This window comes from Streptosporangium sp. NBC_01755, from assembly GCF_035917995.1.
GTDB lineage: Bacteria > Actinomycetota > Actinomycetes > Streptosporangiales > Streptosporangiaceae > Streptosporangium.
In genome coordinates this window covers 3205059-3221490 of the sequence record NZ_CP109131.1, presented here as the reverse complement: position 1 = coordinate 3221490, position 16432 = coordinate 3205059, and the positions used below count along the sequence as shown (strand labels likewise).

The window sequence follows — 16432 nt, the reverse complement described above, 5'->3', positions numbered from 1 at the left end:
GTCTTGTCTGACCAGGTGAACCACTTCATCGGTGGGGTGCCGGTCGCGGAGGGCGCGACGTTCGCCACGTACGACCCGGTGACCGGGCTTGCGGTGCGTGAGGTCCGCGAGGCGGACCGGGGCATCGTCGACAGGGCGGTGGCCGCCGCCCGTTCGGCCCTGCCCGCGTGGGCGGCGCTGCCGGTGGCCGAGCGGGCCGCCTGGATGCGCCGCCTCGCCGACGCGATCGAGGAGCGGTTCGAGGATCTGGTGGCCGCGGAGATCGCCGACACCGGCAAGTCGATCACCCAGACCCGGACCCTGGACATCCCGCGCGGCGCCGCCAACTTCAGGTCGTTCGCTGAGATCGCGGCCCAGCACCCGGAGAACGCGTTCCACCTGACGGGCGTGCTGAGCTACACGGTGCGCAAGCCCCTCGGGGTGGTCGCGGTGATCGTGCCGTGGAACCTGCCGTTCCTGCTGGCGACCTGGAAGCTCGGCCCGGCGCTCGTCGCGGGCAACACGGTGGTGGTCAAGCCCTCGGAGCACACGCCGGGCTCGGTCGCGGTGCTCGCGGAGATCGCCGCCTCGATCGGCCTTCCCCCCGGTGTCCTCAACGTCGTGCACGGCTTCGGCGGCGGCTCCACCGGCCAGTTCCTGGTGGAGCACCCGGGCGTGGACGCGGTCACCTTCACCGGTGAGAGCCGTACCGGTTCGACGATCATGAAGGCGGTGGCGGACCGGGTCAAGCCCGTCTCGTTCGAGCTGGGCGGCAAGAACGCCGGGCTGGTCTTCGCCGACGCGGACCTCGACGCGGCGGTCGAGGGGAGCGTGCGGTCGGTCTTCACCAACGGAGGCCAGGTCTGCCTGTGCACCGAGCGGCTGTACGTGGAACGGCCCGTCTTCGAGGAGTTCACCGCGCGGCTGGCCAGGCGCGCGGGGGAGTTGCGGTTCGGCCGCCCCGCCGACGAGGACACCACGATGATGCCGATGATCTCGGACGAGCACCGGGACAAGGTGCTCTCCTACTACGAGCTGGCCAAGAGCGAGGGCGCGGAGATCCGCGCCGGCGGCGGCGTGCCGCGTTTCGGCGACGACCGCGACGGCGGCTACTACGTCGAGCCGACGGTGCTGACCGGCCTGCCGCGCGACTCCCGGGTGAACCGGGAGGAGATCTTCGGCCCGGTCTGCCACGTCGCCCCGTTCGACACCGAGGCCGAGGCGGTCGGGCTGGCCAACGACAGCGAGTACGGCCTGGCGGCGACGGTCTGGACCTCCAACCTGAGCAGGGCCCACCGGGTCGCGCAGTCGCTGGAGGCCGGGCTGATCTGGGTCAACACCTGGTACCTGCGCGACCTGCGCACCCCCTTCGGAGGAGTGAAGCTGTCCGGCATCGGACGCGAGGGCGGCACGCGCTCGCTGGACTTCTACTCCGAACCCACCACGATCACCATCAAGCTGGAGCCCGGACATGACTGAGTGGAGCGAGGCGGTCGACGCGCACGTGGAGGCGGCCGACCGGTTGCTGGAGGCGGCACGGAGCGGCAAGCCGTGCCGCCCGGTGCGTGAGACGTTGCCCGGTCTGAGCGCCGAGATCGGCTACGCCGTACAGGAGATCAACACCAGGCGGGCGCTGGAGGAGGGGCGGCGGCTGGTCGGCAGGAAGATCGGGCTGACCTCCCCGGCGGTCCAGCGCCAGCTCGGCGTGGACCGGCCGGACTTCGGGATGCTCTTCGCCGACATGGCCTACCTCGACGGCCTGCCCGTCCCGACCGGCCGCTTCCTGCAGCCCAAGGCGGAGGCGGAGGTGGCGCTGGTCCTCGGGAGTGACCTGGAGGGCGGCCCGTTCACCGTCGCCGACGTCATCAGGGCCGTCGACTTCGTGCTGCCCGCGATCGAGATCGTCGACAGCCGCATCGCGGAGTGGGACATCACGCTCGTCGACACGGTCGCCGACAACGCCTCCAGCGGCGCGTTCGTCCTCGGCAACACCCCGATCGGGCTGCGCGGCCTGGACCTGCGCCTGGCCGGGATGACCATGAACAAGAACGGCCTGGAGGTCTCCACGGGCGCGGGTGCGGCCTGCCTCGGGCACCCGCTGAACGCCGCGGTCTGGCTGGCCGACGCGCTCGGCCGCACGGACTTCCCGCTGCGCGCCGGAGATGTCGTGCTCACCGGCGCGCTCGGCCCGATGGTCGGCGTCGAGTCCGGTGACGTGTTCGAAGCACATATCGAGGGCCTCGGCTCGGTCAGGGCGGTGTTCTCATGAAAATAGCGATCATCGGTTCAGGGAACATCGGCACCGACCTGATGTTCAAGGCACTGCTGTCGAAGAAGGTCGAGGTCTTCGCGATGGCGGGCATCGACCCCGACTCCGACGGCCTGGCCCGCGCCCGCCGTCGCGGGGTCGCCACCACCCACGAGGGCGTCGAGGGTCTGGTCGCGCTGCCCGGGTTCGCCGACGTGGACATCGTCCTCGACGCGACCTCGGCCGGCGCGCACCGGCACAACGACAAGGTGCTGCGGGCGCACGGCAAGCGGGTCATCGACCTGACCCCCGCCGCCCTCGGCCCCTACGTGGTGCCCCCGGTCAACCTGGAGGCACACCTCGCCGAGCCGAACCTCAACATGGTCACCTGCGGCGGGCAGGCCACGATCCCGATCGTCGCGGCGGTCGCCTCGCAGGTGCCCGTCCGGTACGCGGAGATCGTCGCCTCGATCGCCTCCAAGTCGGCGGGGCCCGGCACCCGGGCCAACATCGACGAGTTCACCGAGACGACCTCCCGGGCGATCGAGGAGGTCGGCGGGGCGGCCAAGGGCAAGGCGATCATCGTCCTCAACCCGGCCGAGCCGCCGCTGATCATGCGTGACACGGTCTACTGCCTGGTGGACGAGTGTGACGAGGCGGCGGTGGTGGAGGCCGTGCTGGCCATGGTGGAGCGGGTCCGTGACTACGTGCCCGGCTACCGGCTCAAGCAGGACGTGCAGTTCGAGACGGTCCCCGCCGGGGAGCCGCTCCCCGACGGCACCCGCGACGGCGGCGTCAAGGTGACCGTCTTCCTGGAGGTGGAGGGCGCCGCCCACTACCTGCCCGCCTACGCGGGCAACCTCGACATCATGACCTCGGCCGCGCTGCGCACGGCCGAGCGCCTGGCCGAGACCGAGGACCGTACCGACAACGAAGGCGTGCGCGCGGAGGTGAAGGCGTGAAACTGTACGTTCAGGACGTGACGCTGCGGGACGGCATGCATGCCATCCGGCATCGCTACACCGTCGCCCAGGCCGCCGAGATCGCCGCGGCACTCGATGCCGCCGGGGTGGCTGCGATCGAGATCGCGCACGGCGACGGCCTCTCCGGGGGCAGCTTCAACTACGGCATGGGCGCGCACACCGACGACGAGTGGATCGAGGCGGTCGCCGGGGCCGTGAGCCGGGCGAGGTTGACCACCCTGCTGCTGCCCGGCATCGGCACCATCGGCGACCTCAAGCGCGCCCACGCGCTCGGTGTCACCTCGGTCAGGGTCGCCACCCACTGCACCGAGGCCGACATCTCCGCCCAGCACATCGCCACCGCGCGCGAGCTCGGCATGGACGTGTCCGGATTTTTGATGATGTCGCACATGGCGGAGACCGATGAGCTGGCCAGGCAGGCCAAGCTCATGGAGTCGTACGGCGCGCAGTGCGTCTACGTGACCGACTCCGGGGGCCGGTTGACCATGGACGGGGTCAGGGACCGGGTCCGGGCCTACCGCTCGGTGCTCGACGAGGGCACCGAGATCGGCATCCACGCCCACCACAACCTGGGGCTGGGCGTGGCCAACTCGGTGGTCGCGGTGGAGAACGGTACCTACCGGGTGGACGCCTCCCTCGCCGGGATGGGCGCGGGCGCGGGCAATTGCCCGATCGAGGTGTTCGTCGCGGTGGCCGACCTGATGGGCTGGGAACACGGCTGTGATCTGAACGCCCTGATGGACGCGGCGGACAACCTGGTCAGGCCGCTGCAGGACCGGCCGGTCCGGGTGGACAGGGAGACGCTGACGCTCGGCTACGCCGGTGTCTACTCCAGCTTCCTGCGGCATGCCGAGGCGGCCTCGGCACGGTACGGGATCGACACCCGGACCATCCTGACCGAGGTGGGCCGCCGCCGGATGGTGGGCGGCCAGGAGGACATGATCGTGGACATCGCGCTGGACCTGGTGCGCTCGGGGGAGCAGTCATGACAACAAGCACCATATGGGTGCCTGTGAGAAGGATGGTGCCCTAGTGACCGACATCCACAAGCTCGCCGCGGTCCTGGACGAGGCTGCCCGCACCGGTCGTGCGGTGCCCAGGCCCGAGCAGGACTACGATGTGGCCGACGCCTACCGGGTGCAGGAGGAGCTGATCCGGCTCCGTCTTGAGCGGGGGGACCGGCTGGCCGGGGTGAAGCTGGGCTTCACCAGCGAGGGCAAGCGCCGCCAGATGGGCGTGCACGACATCATCTTCGGCCGGGTGCCCGAGTCGTCGGCCATCTCCGACGGTTCGTATGCGGACGTGTCCGGCTATATCCATCCGAGGGTGGAGCCGGAGGTCGTCTACCTCATCGGGCGGCGCATCGCGTCGCCGTCCGACGCGCTCGCGCCGGACGCCATCGCGGCCGTCGCCACCGGCGTCGAGGTCATCGACTCGCGCTACGAGGACTTCCGGTTCTCGCTGCCCGACGTGATCGCCGACAACACCTCGGCCGCCGGATACGCCGTCGGCCGGTGGCAGCCCTACGACCCGTCCCAGTGGAACCTGGGCGTCCTGCTGGAGATCGACGGGCGCGTGGTCCAAGCCGGATCCACCGGTGCCATCCTGGGCGATCCGCGCCGGGCACTCGCCGAAGCCGCCCGCCTGGCAGGGCAGGCAGGGGTGGTCCTGGAGCCGGGGTGGATCCTTCTCGCAGGTGCCGCCACACCCGCGGAACCGCTCGCGCCCGGCGCGCGAGTGCGGGCCGAGATCCAGCATCTGGGGTCGGTGTCGTTCACCGCGGCCGCGTCCGAAGAGAAGTCCTGAAGGGGGGCCGGGGATGTCGTCGGCGCCCATGGGAGAGGAGAGAGCATGAGCGACGGGCTCGTCGTCACCGGGAAGGCCACCCCCAGGGGAAGGTTTCCGCACGTCAAGCGGGCGGGTGACTTCCTGTACGTGTCCGGGACCTCCTCGCGCAGGCCGGACAACACGATCGTCGGCGCCGAGGCCGACGAGTTCGGCACGACCCGGCTCGACATCGTCGAGCAGACCAGGGCCGTGATAGAGAACATCGGCGACATCCTCCGGGCGGCCGGGGCCGACCTGAGCGATCTCGTCCAGATCACCACCTACCTGGTGAACATCAATGACTTCGCCGGATACAACGCGGTCTACGCGGAGTACTTCGACGAGACCGGCCCGACCCGCACCACGGTGGCCGTCCACCAACTGCCCCACCCGCACCTGCTCATCGAGATTCAGGCTGTTGCCCACCGACCGGAGGAGTTTTCGTGATCCCACCCATCGACTTCACCAAGTGGATCGACGAGCACGCCCACCTGCTCAAGCCGCCGGTGGGCAACAAGGTCATCTTTGAGGGCGCCAACGACCTCATCGTGATGGTCGTCGGTGGCCCGAACGCGCGGACCGACTTCCACATCGACCCGTACGAGGAACTCTTCTACCAGGTCCGCGGCAACATGCACGTCAACGTCATGACCCCGGAGGGGCCCGACACCGTGCACATCCGGGAGGGGCAGATGTGGCTGCTCCCGCCAAACCTGCCGCACTCGCCCCAGCGCCCGGAGGAGGGTTCGGTCGGCTTCCTGGTGGAGCGGATCCGGCCGGAGGGCGTGCCGGAGAAGTTCCGCTGGTACTGCCAGGAGTGCAGTGCCGTGGTCCACGAGGTGGAGCTTCAGGTCCGCGACATCGTGACCGACCTGCCGCCGATTTTCCAGGCGTTCTACGACGACGAGAAGGCGCGCACCTGCGGGAACTGCGGCGCCGTCCACCCCGGCAAGGGATAGCCGTTGATCATCGATGTGCACACCCACCATGTCCCCAAGGGCTGGCCGGATCTCGGCTGGCCGGGGGCGCCACGGCTCCGGGTCGACTCCGAGCGGGAGGCCGTGATCCTGCTCGGGGACCGGGAGTTCCGCCGGATCGCCGACGACTGCTGGAACCCCTCGGTCCGCCTGGAGCGGATGGACGCCGACGGGGTGGACGTCCAGGTCGTCTCGCCGACGCCGGTCTTCTTCTCCTACGAGCGCCCGGCGGCGGAGGCCGTACGGGTCGCGAAGATCTTCAACGACCTGGCGCTGGACATCTGCGCCTCCGAGCGGCTGGTGCCGTTCTGCCAGGTGCCGCTCCAGGACCCCGACCTGGCCTGCGCCGAGCTTGACCGGTGCATGGCCTCCGGGCACGCGGGCGTCGAGATCGGCAACCACGTCGGCGACCGTGACCTCGACGACGAGGGGGTCGTCCAGTTCCTCCAGCACTGCGCCGCCGTGGGCGCGCCCGTCTTCGTGCACCCCTGGGACATGGCGGGCGGCCCCCGGCTGGAGCGCTGGATGGCGCAGTGGCTGGTCGGCATGCCCGCCGAGACGCACCTGTCGGTGCTCGCCCTGATCCTGGGCGGTGTCCTCGACCGGGTGCCGGACACGCTGCGCCTGTGCTTCGCGCACGGCGGCGGCTCGTTCGCCTTCTGGCTCGGCCGGTTCGAGAACGCCTGGCACCGCCGGGGTGACCTCGTCGGGGTCTCCGAGTTCCCGCCGTCGCACTACCTCGACCGGTTCAGCGTGGACTCGGTCGTGTTCGACGAGCGGGCGCTGCGGCTGCTGGTCGACACGATGGGAGAGGACCGGGTCATGCTCGGCTCCGACTTCCCCTACCCGCTGGGCGAGTCGCCGGTGGGCTCGCTGATCCGAGGGGCGGGGTTCCTCTCCGAGGACGCCCGCGCCAAGCTGCTCGGCGGCAACGCCACCCGCTTCCTGGGCCGCTGACTCCGGGAACGACACCACCGGTTCCCGGTTCGCTTGAGCATCCGCCTCACCTGGCAGGGACGTCCCATCTGGCAGGGACGTCCCATCTGGGCATCCGTCCCATCTGGTGGAGACGTCTCATCTGGTGGGGTGAGAGGGCTCAGCGGTTGCTCAGCCTGCGTCCCCTGAACATCGGGTGCCTGGTCTCCCAGTATCTCCAGCCCTCCACCCGCGCGGGGATGTTGGCTACGCCGGCTGTGACCTTGCGTACGCGGCAGTTGTAGACCTGGCGCCACGCCGTGAAACTCACCCGGTAGCCGAAGACGCGGTACCACAGGTTTCCGTACATGCCGTCGCTGATTTCCCGCGTGTATTCGTGTCCGGTCTCGACGATGTGCTCGTTTGCGAGCAGCGGGCTCACAAAGTTTCGCAGCTGGCGGATCAGTTTGCCCGTTTCGATTTCGCTGATCTTTTCTCTTTCTATTTCCATCTCGGCGTATACGCGGTATTGCCGGGTGACCGCCGCCGCCATCGTGCCGCCGGGACCGTCGATGAATCGGGTACGGGGAATGAAGAAATTCCTTGGCCTGAAGGAACGGAACCTGAAGAAGGACCTCGGCCTGCACTTCCTGCGTGCCTGTTCCGCGAGCGAAGGGCGGGAGCCGCCGGAATCGGTGGCGGAGGGGGGATCGGTGCTGACCGAGGCGATGGGGGAGGTCGGGTTGGGTGGCGGCTCGTCGAGCGTGGACGAGGTGGTGATCGAAGAGGGCTCGGTGCTGGGCGAGGCGGTGGGCGAGGCAGTGGGCGAGGCGGTGGGCGAGGCAGTGGGCGAGGCGGTGATCGAGGCGGTGATCGAGACGGCGGGCGAGGCCGGGGCGGGTGGCGGGACGTTGGGTACGGACGCGGCGGCGGGCGTGGAAACGGTGATGGTGAGGGCCACGGAGAGGGATCCGGCCAAGGACAATATGGCCATCCCTTTTATTGGCCGATGTCCTTTGTGTCGATCGGGTGGGGCCGTCGGCTTTATTTGAGGCCTGGGGGTGGACATGGAGACCTCACTCCTTTCCACGCGCGATCCACGACCGGTCCGCTGGTTGGAATGTGGCCTCTGTCGTTATATGGAACAACCCAGCGTGACAGTGACGATGCTTACAGCCGGGATTCGCCGCCACGTGGTGCCACGCCGACCCCCACCCCACCGAACAGGGAAAGAGCAAGTGAAAAGACGTCCATGCCGACTGTCCGCCCGCGTGCCGCCCGCTTGTTCGGCGCTCGGTCTGTTCGGTGCTCCGTGCGAGGTCTCAGCGGGGAACGATCGGCATGATGATGAAGGAGTCGGGGAAGACGGCCTGTGTGAGGTCGCCGAGGATGGGCAACAGCGCACCGAACCCGGCCCCCACGTCCTCGCCCGCTGCCATCTGGTGCATCAGCCCGAGCATCGACTGCATTGACTGCATTGACTGCATCGACTGCATCGACTCAGGTCAGGATGTAGGCGTCGTAGCGCACGGCGTCCGAGGTACGGGCCGCCGAGGCCACCGCCAGGGTGCGGTTGAGCCACAGGTAGCGTTCGTCGCCGGTCTCGAAGCGGCAGAACAGCCGGAAGTAGTACTCGCCCGGGTCGACGGGCTCGCCCCGAGACAGACGTTCCAGAACGGAGGGCTGGCCGTGCCGCACCCCGTTGGTGGAGATGAACAGGTGCGCGCCGTCGTGGGTGCGCAGGGTGTAGCGGGTGTCGATGCTGGCCATGCCGTCGGCGTGCAGGACCTGCCAGTCGGCGCCGCCGGGCAGCACGGTCCCGGAAAGGCGCGGCCCCTCGAACGACCCACCGACAACGTTGATCACTCGGCGTCGGCCCCACTGGGAGTCGCCGAGATCGAGGACCGGGTCGAGTTCCACATGAAATGTGGCGAGCGGTTCGAGGTTCACCGGGTCACGTTCCAGGAGGGACGCTCGTTGAGCGACACCGGGTCGAAGCCGGCCGTGCGCTTGTACGACGCGGCGATCTCGGTCCGCTCCGTGAGGGGGAGGACCCGCTCGATGTCGTCGAAGCCGTCCGGGGCACGCTCATGGGCGAGCTTCATCACCACCTCGGGACCCATCTGCCGGTTGGACAGTTGCAGCGCGGTCGTGACCGGGCGGCGGGCCGCCTCGTAGGCGGCGAGGTCGCCGTGCGCGAGGGAGTGGGCGAGCACCCGGGCGTCGATGATCGCCTGGGAGGCGCCGTTGGAACCGATCGGGTACATGGCGTGTGCGGCGTCGCCCAGCAGGATCACGTTGCCCGACGTCCAGTACGGCAGCGGGTCGCGGTCGACCATCGGGTACTCGTACGCGGCCTCGGCACCGGAGATGATCCTGGGCACGTCCAGCCAGTCGAACCGCCAGTCCGCGAAGTGCTCGACGATCCTCTGAGGATCCGCCGGGCGGTTCCAGTCGCCCCGGGCCGGGGCCTCGCCGTCCAGCGGGCGTTCGGCGATCCAGTTGATCAGCGTCCGCTCGCCCGTCTCGATCGGGTAGGCCACGAACTTCCGCGTGCCGTCCCCGGCCATGATCATGGATCGTCCGGTCAGGAACGGCTCGCCGTACGTCGTGCCGCGCCACAGGAGCAGCCCGTTCCAGGGCGGTGGTCCCTCGTCGGGGAACAGGTGCGCCCGGACCGCCGAGTGGATGCCGTCCGCTCCGACCAGCAGGTCGTCCGCCTCGATCCGCAGGTCGTCCGCCTCGATCCGCAGGTCGTCCGCCTCGATCCGCAGGTCGTCCGTCCCGATCCGCAGGCCGTCCGCGCCGGATCCCGGCCGCGGGCCGGTGGAGACGACGCGGCGGCCGGTCTTTACGGCGTGCGCGCCGAGGCGCTCGATCACGGTCTCCAGCAGGAGCATCTGCAGGCGTCCGCGGTGGATCGAGTACTGCGGCCAGTCGTATCCCGCGCCCAGGCCCCTGGGTTCCGACCAGATCGGCGTGCCGTACCGGTTGAAGTAGGCCAGCTCCCCGGTGGCCACCCCGATCTCGGCCAGCCGCTCCGCGAGGCCGAGCTCGGTGAGCTCGCGCACGGCGTGCGGCAGCAGGTTGATGCCCACGCCCAGCGGGCGGATCTCCCCGGCAGCCTCGCACACGACCACGTCCTCGAAGCCGGCGGCGTGCAGGCTGAGCGCCGTCGCCAGCCCGCCGATGCCGCCTCCGGCGATGACCACCCGCACAGGTGCCTCCCATAGATTGTTATGGCCATAACAATATTCACGACGGACCTCTCGTTGCGCAAGACTTGGCCGATGGACAGAGCAGACCTTCGATACGCCGCCTACGCGCGTGAGCGTCTGGCGGCCATGCCGCCCCCGGCGGACGCCGAGGCCTTCGCGCTGGCCTACAACCTGCTCCAGTTGGCCTACCTGCTCGTCACCGACCTGGAGACACGCATCCACCGCCCACGCGGCTGGACCCTGCCCGGCTTCCGCCTGATGTTCAAACTCTGGCTGTTAGGCCCCACCCAGCCCGCCAGGCTCGCGGAGATCTCCGCCACGTCCCGCTCCGCGGTGACCAACGCCGTCAACACCCTTGAGCGGGACGGCCTGGTCGAGCGCCGCCCGCTCCCCGAGGACAGGCGTGCCGTGGTGGTCGGCCTCACCCCGGCGGGCGAGGCGGCGGTCCGCGAGATCTTCGCCGAGCAGACCAGCAGGGAACAGGAGTGGTTCTCCTCGCTGGGGGCCGACGAGCGCAGGGACCTTACGGACCTCCTCGGCCGGGTCCTCGCCGCCCGGCCGGAGGACGCCCCTTGATCAGAGTCGGCGCGCGCGAGTTCGGGGGCCTGCTCCACCGGACTCGGGCACGGGGGCCGGTTCGGATGCCCGAGTCCGCTCGGCCCGCACGGCGGGGGCGCCGGGCTCAGGGACGCGGGATGCTCCGCAGGTTCGCCTTCGCCATGTCGACCATGCGCCCGACCCCGCCGGTGAGCACGATCTTGCTCGCGGCCAGGGCGAATCCCTTCACCTGCTCCGTGGTGATGCGCGGCGGCATGGCCAGTACGTCGGGGTCGGTGACCACGTCCAGCAGGAAGGGGCCGGGGGTCGCGAAGGCGCTTGCCAGGGCATCCCGTACGTCCGAGGGGTCCTCCACCCGTAACGACCCGATACCGGCCGCGGCGGCGAACGCCCCCGCCTCCTCGTTGCGTACGTGGACCCACTCGATGTGGCCGGTCCTCCTGACCGCGTCGACCACCGGGTTCAGGCTGTCGCCCACCACCCCGTAGATCCGTTCCACCCCGGCCTGGCGGAGAACCTCGATGAACTGCTCGGCGACGGTCGCCATGCTGCCCCCTCGTGTATGGCGTCACCGGTGTACCTCACCGCATTTCGCCGCATCATTCCCCGAGGAGGCGGTTGACCGGCCTCCTCGGCGGAGAGAGCACCCTTCAAAGCGGGTGTTCGCTTGTCAAACATAAGTTCTTTTTCCGGACATAGTGTGGCGCGGGGGATACGTTCTTCAAGGGGAAGGGTCCTGTGCGACCGAAAGCCTGTCACTTTCCGTGTCCTGCCGCTTACCATGCGACGGAGGTCACCCACTTTCGGAAGGTTCCACATGACCGGGCAGAACTCCGCGACCGCGTCTGACTACGTGTTCGACAACGACGGGGATCACTCGTCCGACCAGCACCGCTACCTCGCCCGGCTCCTCGACCCGCTGACGTTCGAGCGCCTCGCGCTGACCGGTGTCGGCGCCGGCTGGAACTGCCTGGAGGTCGGGGCCGGCGGAGGCAGTGTGGCGCTCTGGCTGGCCGAGCGGGTGGCGCCCGGCGGGCGCGTGCTGGCGACCGATATCAAACCCGGCCTGATCCCGTCCAGGCCGGGGCTGACCGTGGCTCGCCACGACGTCGTCACCGACCCGCTGCCGGTGGACGCGTTCGACCTGATCCACGCCCGGCTCGTGCTCAGCCACCTGCCCGGGCGCCGCCAGGTCCTGCGGCGCCTGCGCGCCGCGCTGCGGCCCGGCGGCTGGCTGCAGATCGACGAGATCGACATCACCCGCTGGGTGGCGCCGCCCACCCCCGGCGGGCGGGAGGGGGAGCTGTACGGGGCCTACATCGCGGCCATGACCCGGGTCCTGAGCGCCGCGGGCAGCGATCCGACCTGGGGCGGTTCCGCCGCGCGGGAGATGGCGGGGGCGGGCCTGGTCGATGTCGACCCGGTGCGCTGGACCGAGGTGTGGGAGCGCGGCTCCGCCGGGCTCGGCCTCCTGATCAGCAACAGCCATCATCTGGAGGAGCGCCTGGTGGAGGCGGGGATGACCCCACGGCAACTCCGGGAGGTCCGCGCGGTCATGTCGGCTCCGGGGTTCAGCGCGCCCTCCTTCGAGATCTACTCGATCCTCGCCCGCAGGGCCTGCGACGGCTGAGGGCGAGACCCGGCCCGGGAGGCGGTCCCCGATCGGGCATCGGTTGCTCGGCCGTCGGGCTGCTCGGCATCGGCGGGTGGTAACGGAATGCTTTCGATCCGTGGTGGCGAAGGCGGCGGTGCCGGACGGCCGTACCCGCTTTGAGCTGCGTGATCGTCTAAAGCCCCGGCCCGTGTGGATGAGAGGTCTCGTGGTCTGTCGCGAACATTGAGATTCAATCTTCGCTCTGCGGCTTGAAGCTACATATGTCCATGGGCATAGTGTTTCAAATCACACACGCACCAGTCGCGGTGTGCGACAGCGGGACTTTCTGAGCCCGGCGGCTGCAGGCCACGCGCAGGAATCGCGGATTGGACAAGAAGAATGAGTTCCCCCCCTCCGATCCGCTCGAAGATCCTCAAGATTCTTGTCGTTCCTGTGCTCTCGCTGATCGCCCTCTGGGTGTTCATCGCCTACTCGTCCGTCTCGCAGATCGCCGGCATCTCCCAGACGCAGACCCGCTGGCAGGTGACCGGGGCGCCGATCCGGGAGATGATCGTCGAGATCCAGCGCGAGCGCCGGCTCTCCGCCGACGCGGCCGGGGCCACCGCACAGAACGAGCCGCTCTCCGAGCAGCGGCGAGCCACCAATCGCACGGTGGATCTGGTGCGCCAGGCGATCTCGTCCGCCGAGGGTTACGAGCCGGAGAACGCCCCGGCCGACATGCGGACCCTGAAGTCGGCCATGGACGGGCTCGTCCTGGTGCGCACCTCCGCCGACAACGGCTCGATGAGCGCGATCCAGGTGACCGACGCCTACAACGCCTTCATCAGCGCCGCCGACAAGCAGTTCGGCGACTCGACGGAGCTCGTCGACGTGTCGTCCTTCCGTATCGTCCGAGGCATGACCGCTTACAGCACCACCGCCGAGTATCTGGGCAGGGAGCAGGCCGTGCTCGCCCCCGTGCTGAAGCGCGGCAGGATGACGAACACCGAGCAGGCGGCCTTCGTCGCGGCGATGACCAGCCGACGTAACTCCCTTACCGCCGCGGAGCGGGACATGAGTCCCGAACTGCGGGCGCACTACCAGCAGGTCGCCGGGGACGCCGCCCACCAGCGGCTGCTGGCCGTCGAGAACAAGATCTTCGCGTGGGACCTCAAGGGGAAACCGCCGCTGGACGCCGCCGAGTGGAAGCGGGACTCCGAGACGGTGGTGAGCACGGTCAACCAGCGCACCCGGGAGGAACTGGCCCGCGCCACGATCAAGGGCAACGAGCTCAGGAGCTCGGTGTTCCTGCGCATCGGGCTGGTCCTGGGCCTGGGCCTGCTCGCGATCATCGTCTCGATCGTGTTCTCCTACCGGTTCGGCCGCTCCATGATCGATGAGTTGAAGCGACTCCAGGCCTCGGCCGTGGAGCTGGCGGAAGAGCGGCTGCCGCGGCTGGTCGAGCGGCTGCGCAGGGGCGACGACGTGGACCCGGCGACCGAGGCTCCCGAATTGGATCGCGCCAACACCGCCGAGGTCGACCGGGTCGTGCACGCGTTCTCCGCGGTGCAGCGCACCGCGGTGGAGGCCGCGGTCGGCCAGGCCGCGCTCCGCAAGGGCATCAGCCAGGTCTTCCTGAACCTCTCCTGGCGCAACCAGGCGCTGCTCCACCGCCAGCTCACGCTCCTCGACACGATGGAGCGCCGCGTCGAGGAGCCGGAGACCCTGGAGGATCTCTTCAAGCTCGACCACCTGACCACCCGCATGCGGCGGCACGCGGAGAATCTGATCATCCTGTCCGAGGCGTCCCCCGCCCGCAGGTGGCGCGACCCGGTGCCGATCTTCGACGTGGTGCGCAGCGCCGTGCTGGAGGTCGAGGACTACACCCGCGTCACGGTCCTCCCCATGCCGCAGGCGCCGCTGCTGGTGGGCGGGGCGGTCACCGACGTGATCCACCTGATCGCCGAACTGGTGGAGAACGCCGCGGTCTTCTCGCCGCCGAACACGGCGGTCCACGTACGGAGCATGGTGGCGGCCAACGGCTTCGCGCTGGAGGTCGAGGACCGGGGCCTGGGGCTGAACCGGGCCACCCTCGACGAGCTCAACGCCAAGCTCGCCGACCCGCCGGAGTTCGATCTGGCCGACAGCGACAGGCTCGGCCTGTTCGTCGTGGCCAGGCTCGCGGCCCGGCACGGGATCAAGGTCGTACTGCGGCCCTCGCCGTACGACGGCACCACCGCGATCGTGCTGCTGCCGCAGAGCCTCCTCGCCACCTGCGAGGCACTGACCGCCGAGGCCGTCCCCCACGTACGCCAGGTGGGCTCCTACCCGGGCGGGCCGGTGAAGGCGCTGAGCGCGACACCGGAGGTGCTGCCCAGGGCGCTCTACAGTGCGCGGGACCTGCCGGTGGCACGCACCGAGCCCTCGCCGGGATGGTTCCCCGCGCCGCAGCAGCGGCAGGAGACCTCCGCCCCCTCGATGCCCGTGCGGCGTGCGGTGTCCGTACCGGACGTCGACGAGGACCTGGACGGGTTGCCGGTGCGGGTGCGGCAGGCCAGCCTGGCCCCCCAGCTCCGCCGGACCCCCCAGCTCCGCCGGACGCCCTCACCGGAGCGGAACGACGTTCCCGCGCGTACTCCCGAGGAGCTCTCAAACCTCATGTCGTCCATGCAACGAGGCTGGCAGCAGGGTCGCAGCCAGACCGAGCAGGACCAGGACGTGTGGAAGCGAAAGGATGGCCACTCCGATGCCTGAATCCAGATCTGAACTGAGCTGGCTTCTCGACGACCTGACCCAGCGGGTCCCCGGTATCCGGCACGCCATCGTGCTGTCCGCCGACGGCCTGGCGATGGGCGGCTCCCGGGAGCTGACCCGGGAGGACACCGAGCACCTGTCCGCCATCTCCGCCGGGAGCCACAGCCTCGCGTCGGGCGCGGGGCGGCACTTCGGCCTCGGCGGCGTGCGGCAGACCATCATCGAGCTGGAGGGGGGCTTCCTGTTCGTCACCGCGGCGGGGCAGGGAGCCCGGTTGGCCGTGCTGGCCGCGGGCGACGCCGAACTCGGCATGGTGACCTACGAGATGGCGCTGCTGGTCAAGCGCGTCGGTGAACATCTGTCCTCACAGCCGAGGGGAGCTGCCCCGGCACCCGCCTGGAACGGTGCGAGATCGTGACAGGAGAGGATCCCGGGCCCCTGGTCAGGCTCTTCGGGGTGACCGGCGGCCGGGCGCGCCCGATCGGGGAGAGCATCGACCTGGTGGCCATCGTCACGACCGTCGACATACCCTTCGAGCCGGTCGGGTTGATGCCCGAGCATCTCGACGTGCTGTCGGCGTGCCGCCGGCCCACCCCCGTGGCGGACGTGGCGGCGCACCTCAAGCTGCCGCTCAACATCACCCGCGTACTCCTCAGCGAACTGCGCCGCGAGGGCCTGGTCACCATCGACAAGCCCCGGCCGATGGGGAAGACGATCGACGAACGCATCTACAGGGAAGTGCTGCATGGAATACGCGGCCTCTGAGCCGGGCATGAGCCTGGTCGACAGCCCGGCGATGGCCATCAAGATCCTTGTCGCCGGTGGTTTCGGGGTCGGCAAGACGACCATGGTCGGTACGATCAGCGAGATCAGGCCCCTGCACACCGAGGAACTGCTGAGCGAGCGCGGTGTCGGCGTGGACGACATCGCGGGCGTTGAGTCGAAGATCACCACAACCGTGGCGCTGGACTTCGGCCGGATCACCATCCGTGACGGGCTCTGGCTCTACCTGTTCGGCACTCCGGGCCAGGACAGGTTCTGGTTCATGTGGGACGAGCTGTCCGTCGGCGCGCTCGGCGCGGTCGTGCTCGCCGACACCCGTCGTCTGCAGGACTGCTTCCCCGCCGTGGACTACTTCGAGCAGCGCGAGCTCCCGTTCGTGGTGGCGGTCAACTGCTTCGACGGCGCGCGACGGCACGACCCGATCAAGATACGGAGGGCGCTGGGGCTGGACGGCGTGGCCCCGATCATCCTCTGTGACGTGCGCAGGCGCGAGTCGGTCAAGGAAGTGCTGACCACTCTGGTCACCTACTCGGTGGGAGGCGCCTTCCAGAAGGCTCACACGGGCGCCTGACGCCTGTTCCATCATCGGCCGAATC

At 69.5% G+C, this 16432-nt stretch carries 19 protein-coding genes and 1 pseudogene; 15 read left to right on the top strand and 5 right to left on the bottom strand.

Annotated features, from left to right (window positions below; genetic code table 11):
* The first annotated feature begins 3 nt into the window (after positions 1 to 3).
* From OG884_RS14780 to OG884_RS14745, 8 genes are read left to right on the top strand one after another with little or no spacing between them, the layout of a single operon-like run.
* On the top strand, positions 4 to 1458 hold the full coding sequence (locus OG884_RS14780; RefSeq protein WP_326645923.1) for a 2-hydroxymuconic semialdehyde dehydrogenase: 1455 nt from the start codon (positions 4 to 6) through the stop codon (positions 1456 to 1458).
* Positions 1451 to 2248: a 2-keto-4-pentenoate hydratase gene (locus OG884_RS14775; RefSeq protein ID WP_326645922.1), complete on the top strand. Its 798-nt coding sequence runs from the start codon at positions 1451 to 1453 to the stop codon at positions 2246 to 2248. Before OG884_RS14780 ends, OG884_RS14775 begins: the two co-directional genes overlap by 8 nt.
* On the top strand, positions 2245 to 3189 hold the full coding sequence (locus OG884_RS14770) for an acetaldehyde dehydrogenase (acetylating) (protein ID WP_326645921.1): 945 nt from the start codon (positions 2245 to 2247) through the stop codon (positions 3187 to 3189). The genes OG884_RS14775 and OG884_RS14770 overlap by 4 nt, the downstream gene beginning before the upstream one ends.
* Positions 3186 to 4199, top strand: a complete 1014-nt coding sequence (dmpG, locus tag OG884_RS14765; RefSeq protein ID WP_326645920.1) for a 4-hydroxy-2-oxovalerate aldolase — start codon at positions 3186 to 3188, stop codon at positions 4197 to 4199. The genes OG884_RS14770 and dmpG overlap by 4 nt, the downstream gene beginning before the upstream one ends.
* A 43-nt stretch (positions 4200 to 4242) precedes the next feature.
* On the top strand, positions 4243 to 5016 hold the full coding sequence (locus OG884_RS14760; protein WP_326645919.1) for a 2-keto-4-pentenoate hydratase: 774 nt from the start codon (positions 4243 to 4245) through the stop codon (positions 5014 to 5016).
* A gap of 45 nt (positions 5017 to 5061) precedes the next feature.
* Positions 5062 to 5484 (top strand): RidA family protein, encoded by a 423-nt coding sequence (locus OG884_RS14755; protein ID WP_326645918.1) that lies wholly within the window; start codon positions 5062 to 5064, stop codon positions 5482 to 5484.
* Positions 5481 to 5996, top strand: a complete 516-nt coding sequence (locus tag OG884_RS14750) for a 3-hydroxyanthranilate 3,4-dioxygenase (RefSeq protein ID WP_326645917.1) — start codon at positions 5481 to 5483, stop codon at positions 5994 to 5996. The genes OG884_RS14755 and OG884_RS14750 overlap by 4 nt, the downstream gene beginning before the upstream one ends.
* A gap of 3 nt (positions 5997 to 5999) precedes the next feature.
* A complete protein-coding gene (locus tag OG884_RS14745; RefSeq protein WP_326645916.1) occupies positions 6000 to 6971 on the top strand; it encodes an amidohydrolase family protein in 972 nt (323 codons plus the stop codon).
* Between the two features lie 139 nt (positions 6972 to 7110).
* Here OG884_RS14745 and OG884_RS14740 read toward each other — a convergent pair whose 3' ends face one another.
* Complete coding sequence (locus tag OG884_RS14740; protein WP_326645915.1) at positions 7111 to 7299, bottom strand: hypothetical protein; 189 nt, start codon at positions 7297 to 7299, stop codon at positions 7111 to 7113.
* Between OG884_RS14740 and OG884_RS14735 the strand changes: the two genes are divergently transcribed.
* Positions 7298 to 7981 (top strand): hypothetical protein, encoded by a 684-nt coding sequence (locus OG884_RS14735; RefSeq protein ID WP_326645914.1) that lies wholly within the window; start codon positions 7298 to 7300, stop codon positions 7979 to 7981. The genes OG884_RS14740 and OG884_RS14735 overlap by 2 nt on opposite strands.
* A 270-nt stretch (positions 7982 to 8251) precedes the next feature.
* On the opposite strand, the gene OG884_RS14730 is transcribed toward OG884_RS14735, so the two are convergent.
* Genes OG884_RS14730 through OG884_RS14720 form a run of 3 tightly spaced genes read right to left on the bottom strand, consistent with a single transcriptional unit; the run spans position 8252 to position 10147 of the window.
* On the bottom strand, positions 8252 to 8425 hold the full coding sequence (locus OG884_RS14730; protein WP_326645913.1) for a hypothetical protein: 174 nt from the start codon (positions 8423 to 8425) through the stop codon (positions 8252 to 8254).
* A 4-nt stretch (positions 8426 to 8429) separates the two neighbouring features.
* Positions 8430 to 8879: a DUF3237 domain-containing protein gene (locus tag OG884_RS14725; RefSeq protein WP_326645912.1), complete on the bottom strand. Its 450-nt coding sequence runs from the start codon at positions 8877 to 8879 to the stop codon at positions 8430 to 8432.
* Positions 8876 to 10147, bottom strand: a complete 1272-nt coding sequence (locus OG884_RS14720) for a flavin-dependent oxidoreductase (protein WP_326645911.1) — start codon at positions 10145 to 10147, stop codon at positions 8876 to 8878. The genes OG884_RS14725 and OG884_RS14720 overlap by 4 nt, the downstream gene beginning before the upstream one ends.
* A gap of 72 nt (positions 10148 to 10219) precedes the next feature.
* Here OG884_RS14720 and OG884_RS14715 point away from each other — a divergent pair, with 72 nt between their 5' ends.
* Entirely contained in the window at positions 10220 to 10723 is a 504-nt protein-coding gene (locus tag OG884_RS14715) for a MarR family winged helix-turn-helix transcriptional regulator (RefSeq protein ID WP_326645910.1), read from the top strand.
* 355 nt (positions 10724 to 11078) lie between these two features.
* Here the strand turns inward: OG884_RS14715 and OG884_RS37500 are convergent.
* Positions 11079 to 11252 (bottom strand): annotated as a pseudogene (locus OG884_RS37500) (thiamine pyrophosphate-binding protein); the annotation flags it as partial.
* Between the two features lie 270 nt (positions 11253 to 11522).
* Here OG884_RS37500 and OG884_RS14705 point away from each other — a divergent pair.
* From OG884_RS14705 to OG884_RS14685, 5 genes are all read left to right on the top strand, one after another.
* The gene (locus OG884_RS14705) at positions 11523 to 12335 is read left to right on the top strand and encodes a class I SAM-dependent methyltransferase (RefSeq protein WP_326645908.1); all 813 of its coding nucleotides are present in this window, start codon (positions 11523 to 11525) and stop codon (positions 12333 to 12335) included.
* A gap of 363 nt (positions 12336 to 12698) precedes the next feature.
* Positions 12699 to 15053 carry a sensor histidine kinase gene (locus tag OG884_RS14700; RefSeq protein WP_326645907.1) on the top strand — a complete coding sequence of 785 codons (2355 nt, stop codon included), beginning with the start codon at positions 12699 to 12701 and terminating at the stop codon, positions 15051 to 15053.
* A complete protein-coding gene (locus OG884_RS14695) occupies positions 15046 to 15471 on the top strand; it encodes a roadblock/LC7 domain-containing protein (protein ID WP_326645906.1) in 426 nt (141 codons plus the stop codon). The genes OG884_RS14700 and OG884_RS14695 overlap by 8 nt, the downstream gene beginning before the upstream one ends.
* Entirely contained in the window at positions 15468 to 15818 is a 351-nt protein-coding gene (locus OG884_RS14690; RefSeq protein ID WP_326645905.1) for a DUF742 domain-containing protein, read from the top strand. The genes OG884_RS14695 and OG884_RS14690 overlap by 4 nt, the downstream gene beginning before the upstream one ends.
* On the top strand, positions 15799 to 16407 hold the full coding sequence (locus tag OG884_RS14685) for a GTP-binding protein (protein ID WP_326645904.1): 609 nt from the start codon (positions 15799 to 15801) through the stop codon (positions 16405 to 16407). Before OG884_RS14690 ends, OG884_RS14685 begins: the two co-directional genes overlap by 20 nt.
* Positions 16408 to 16432 lie beyond the last annotated feature (25 nt).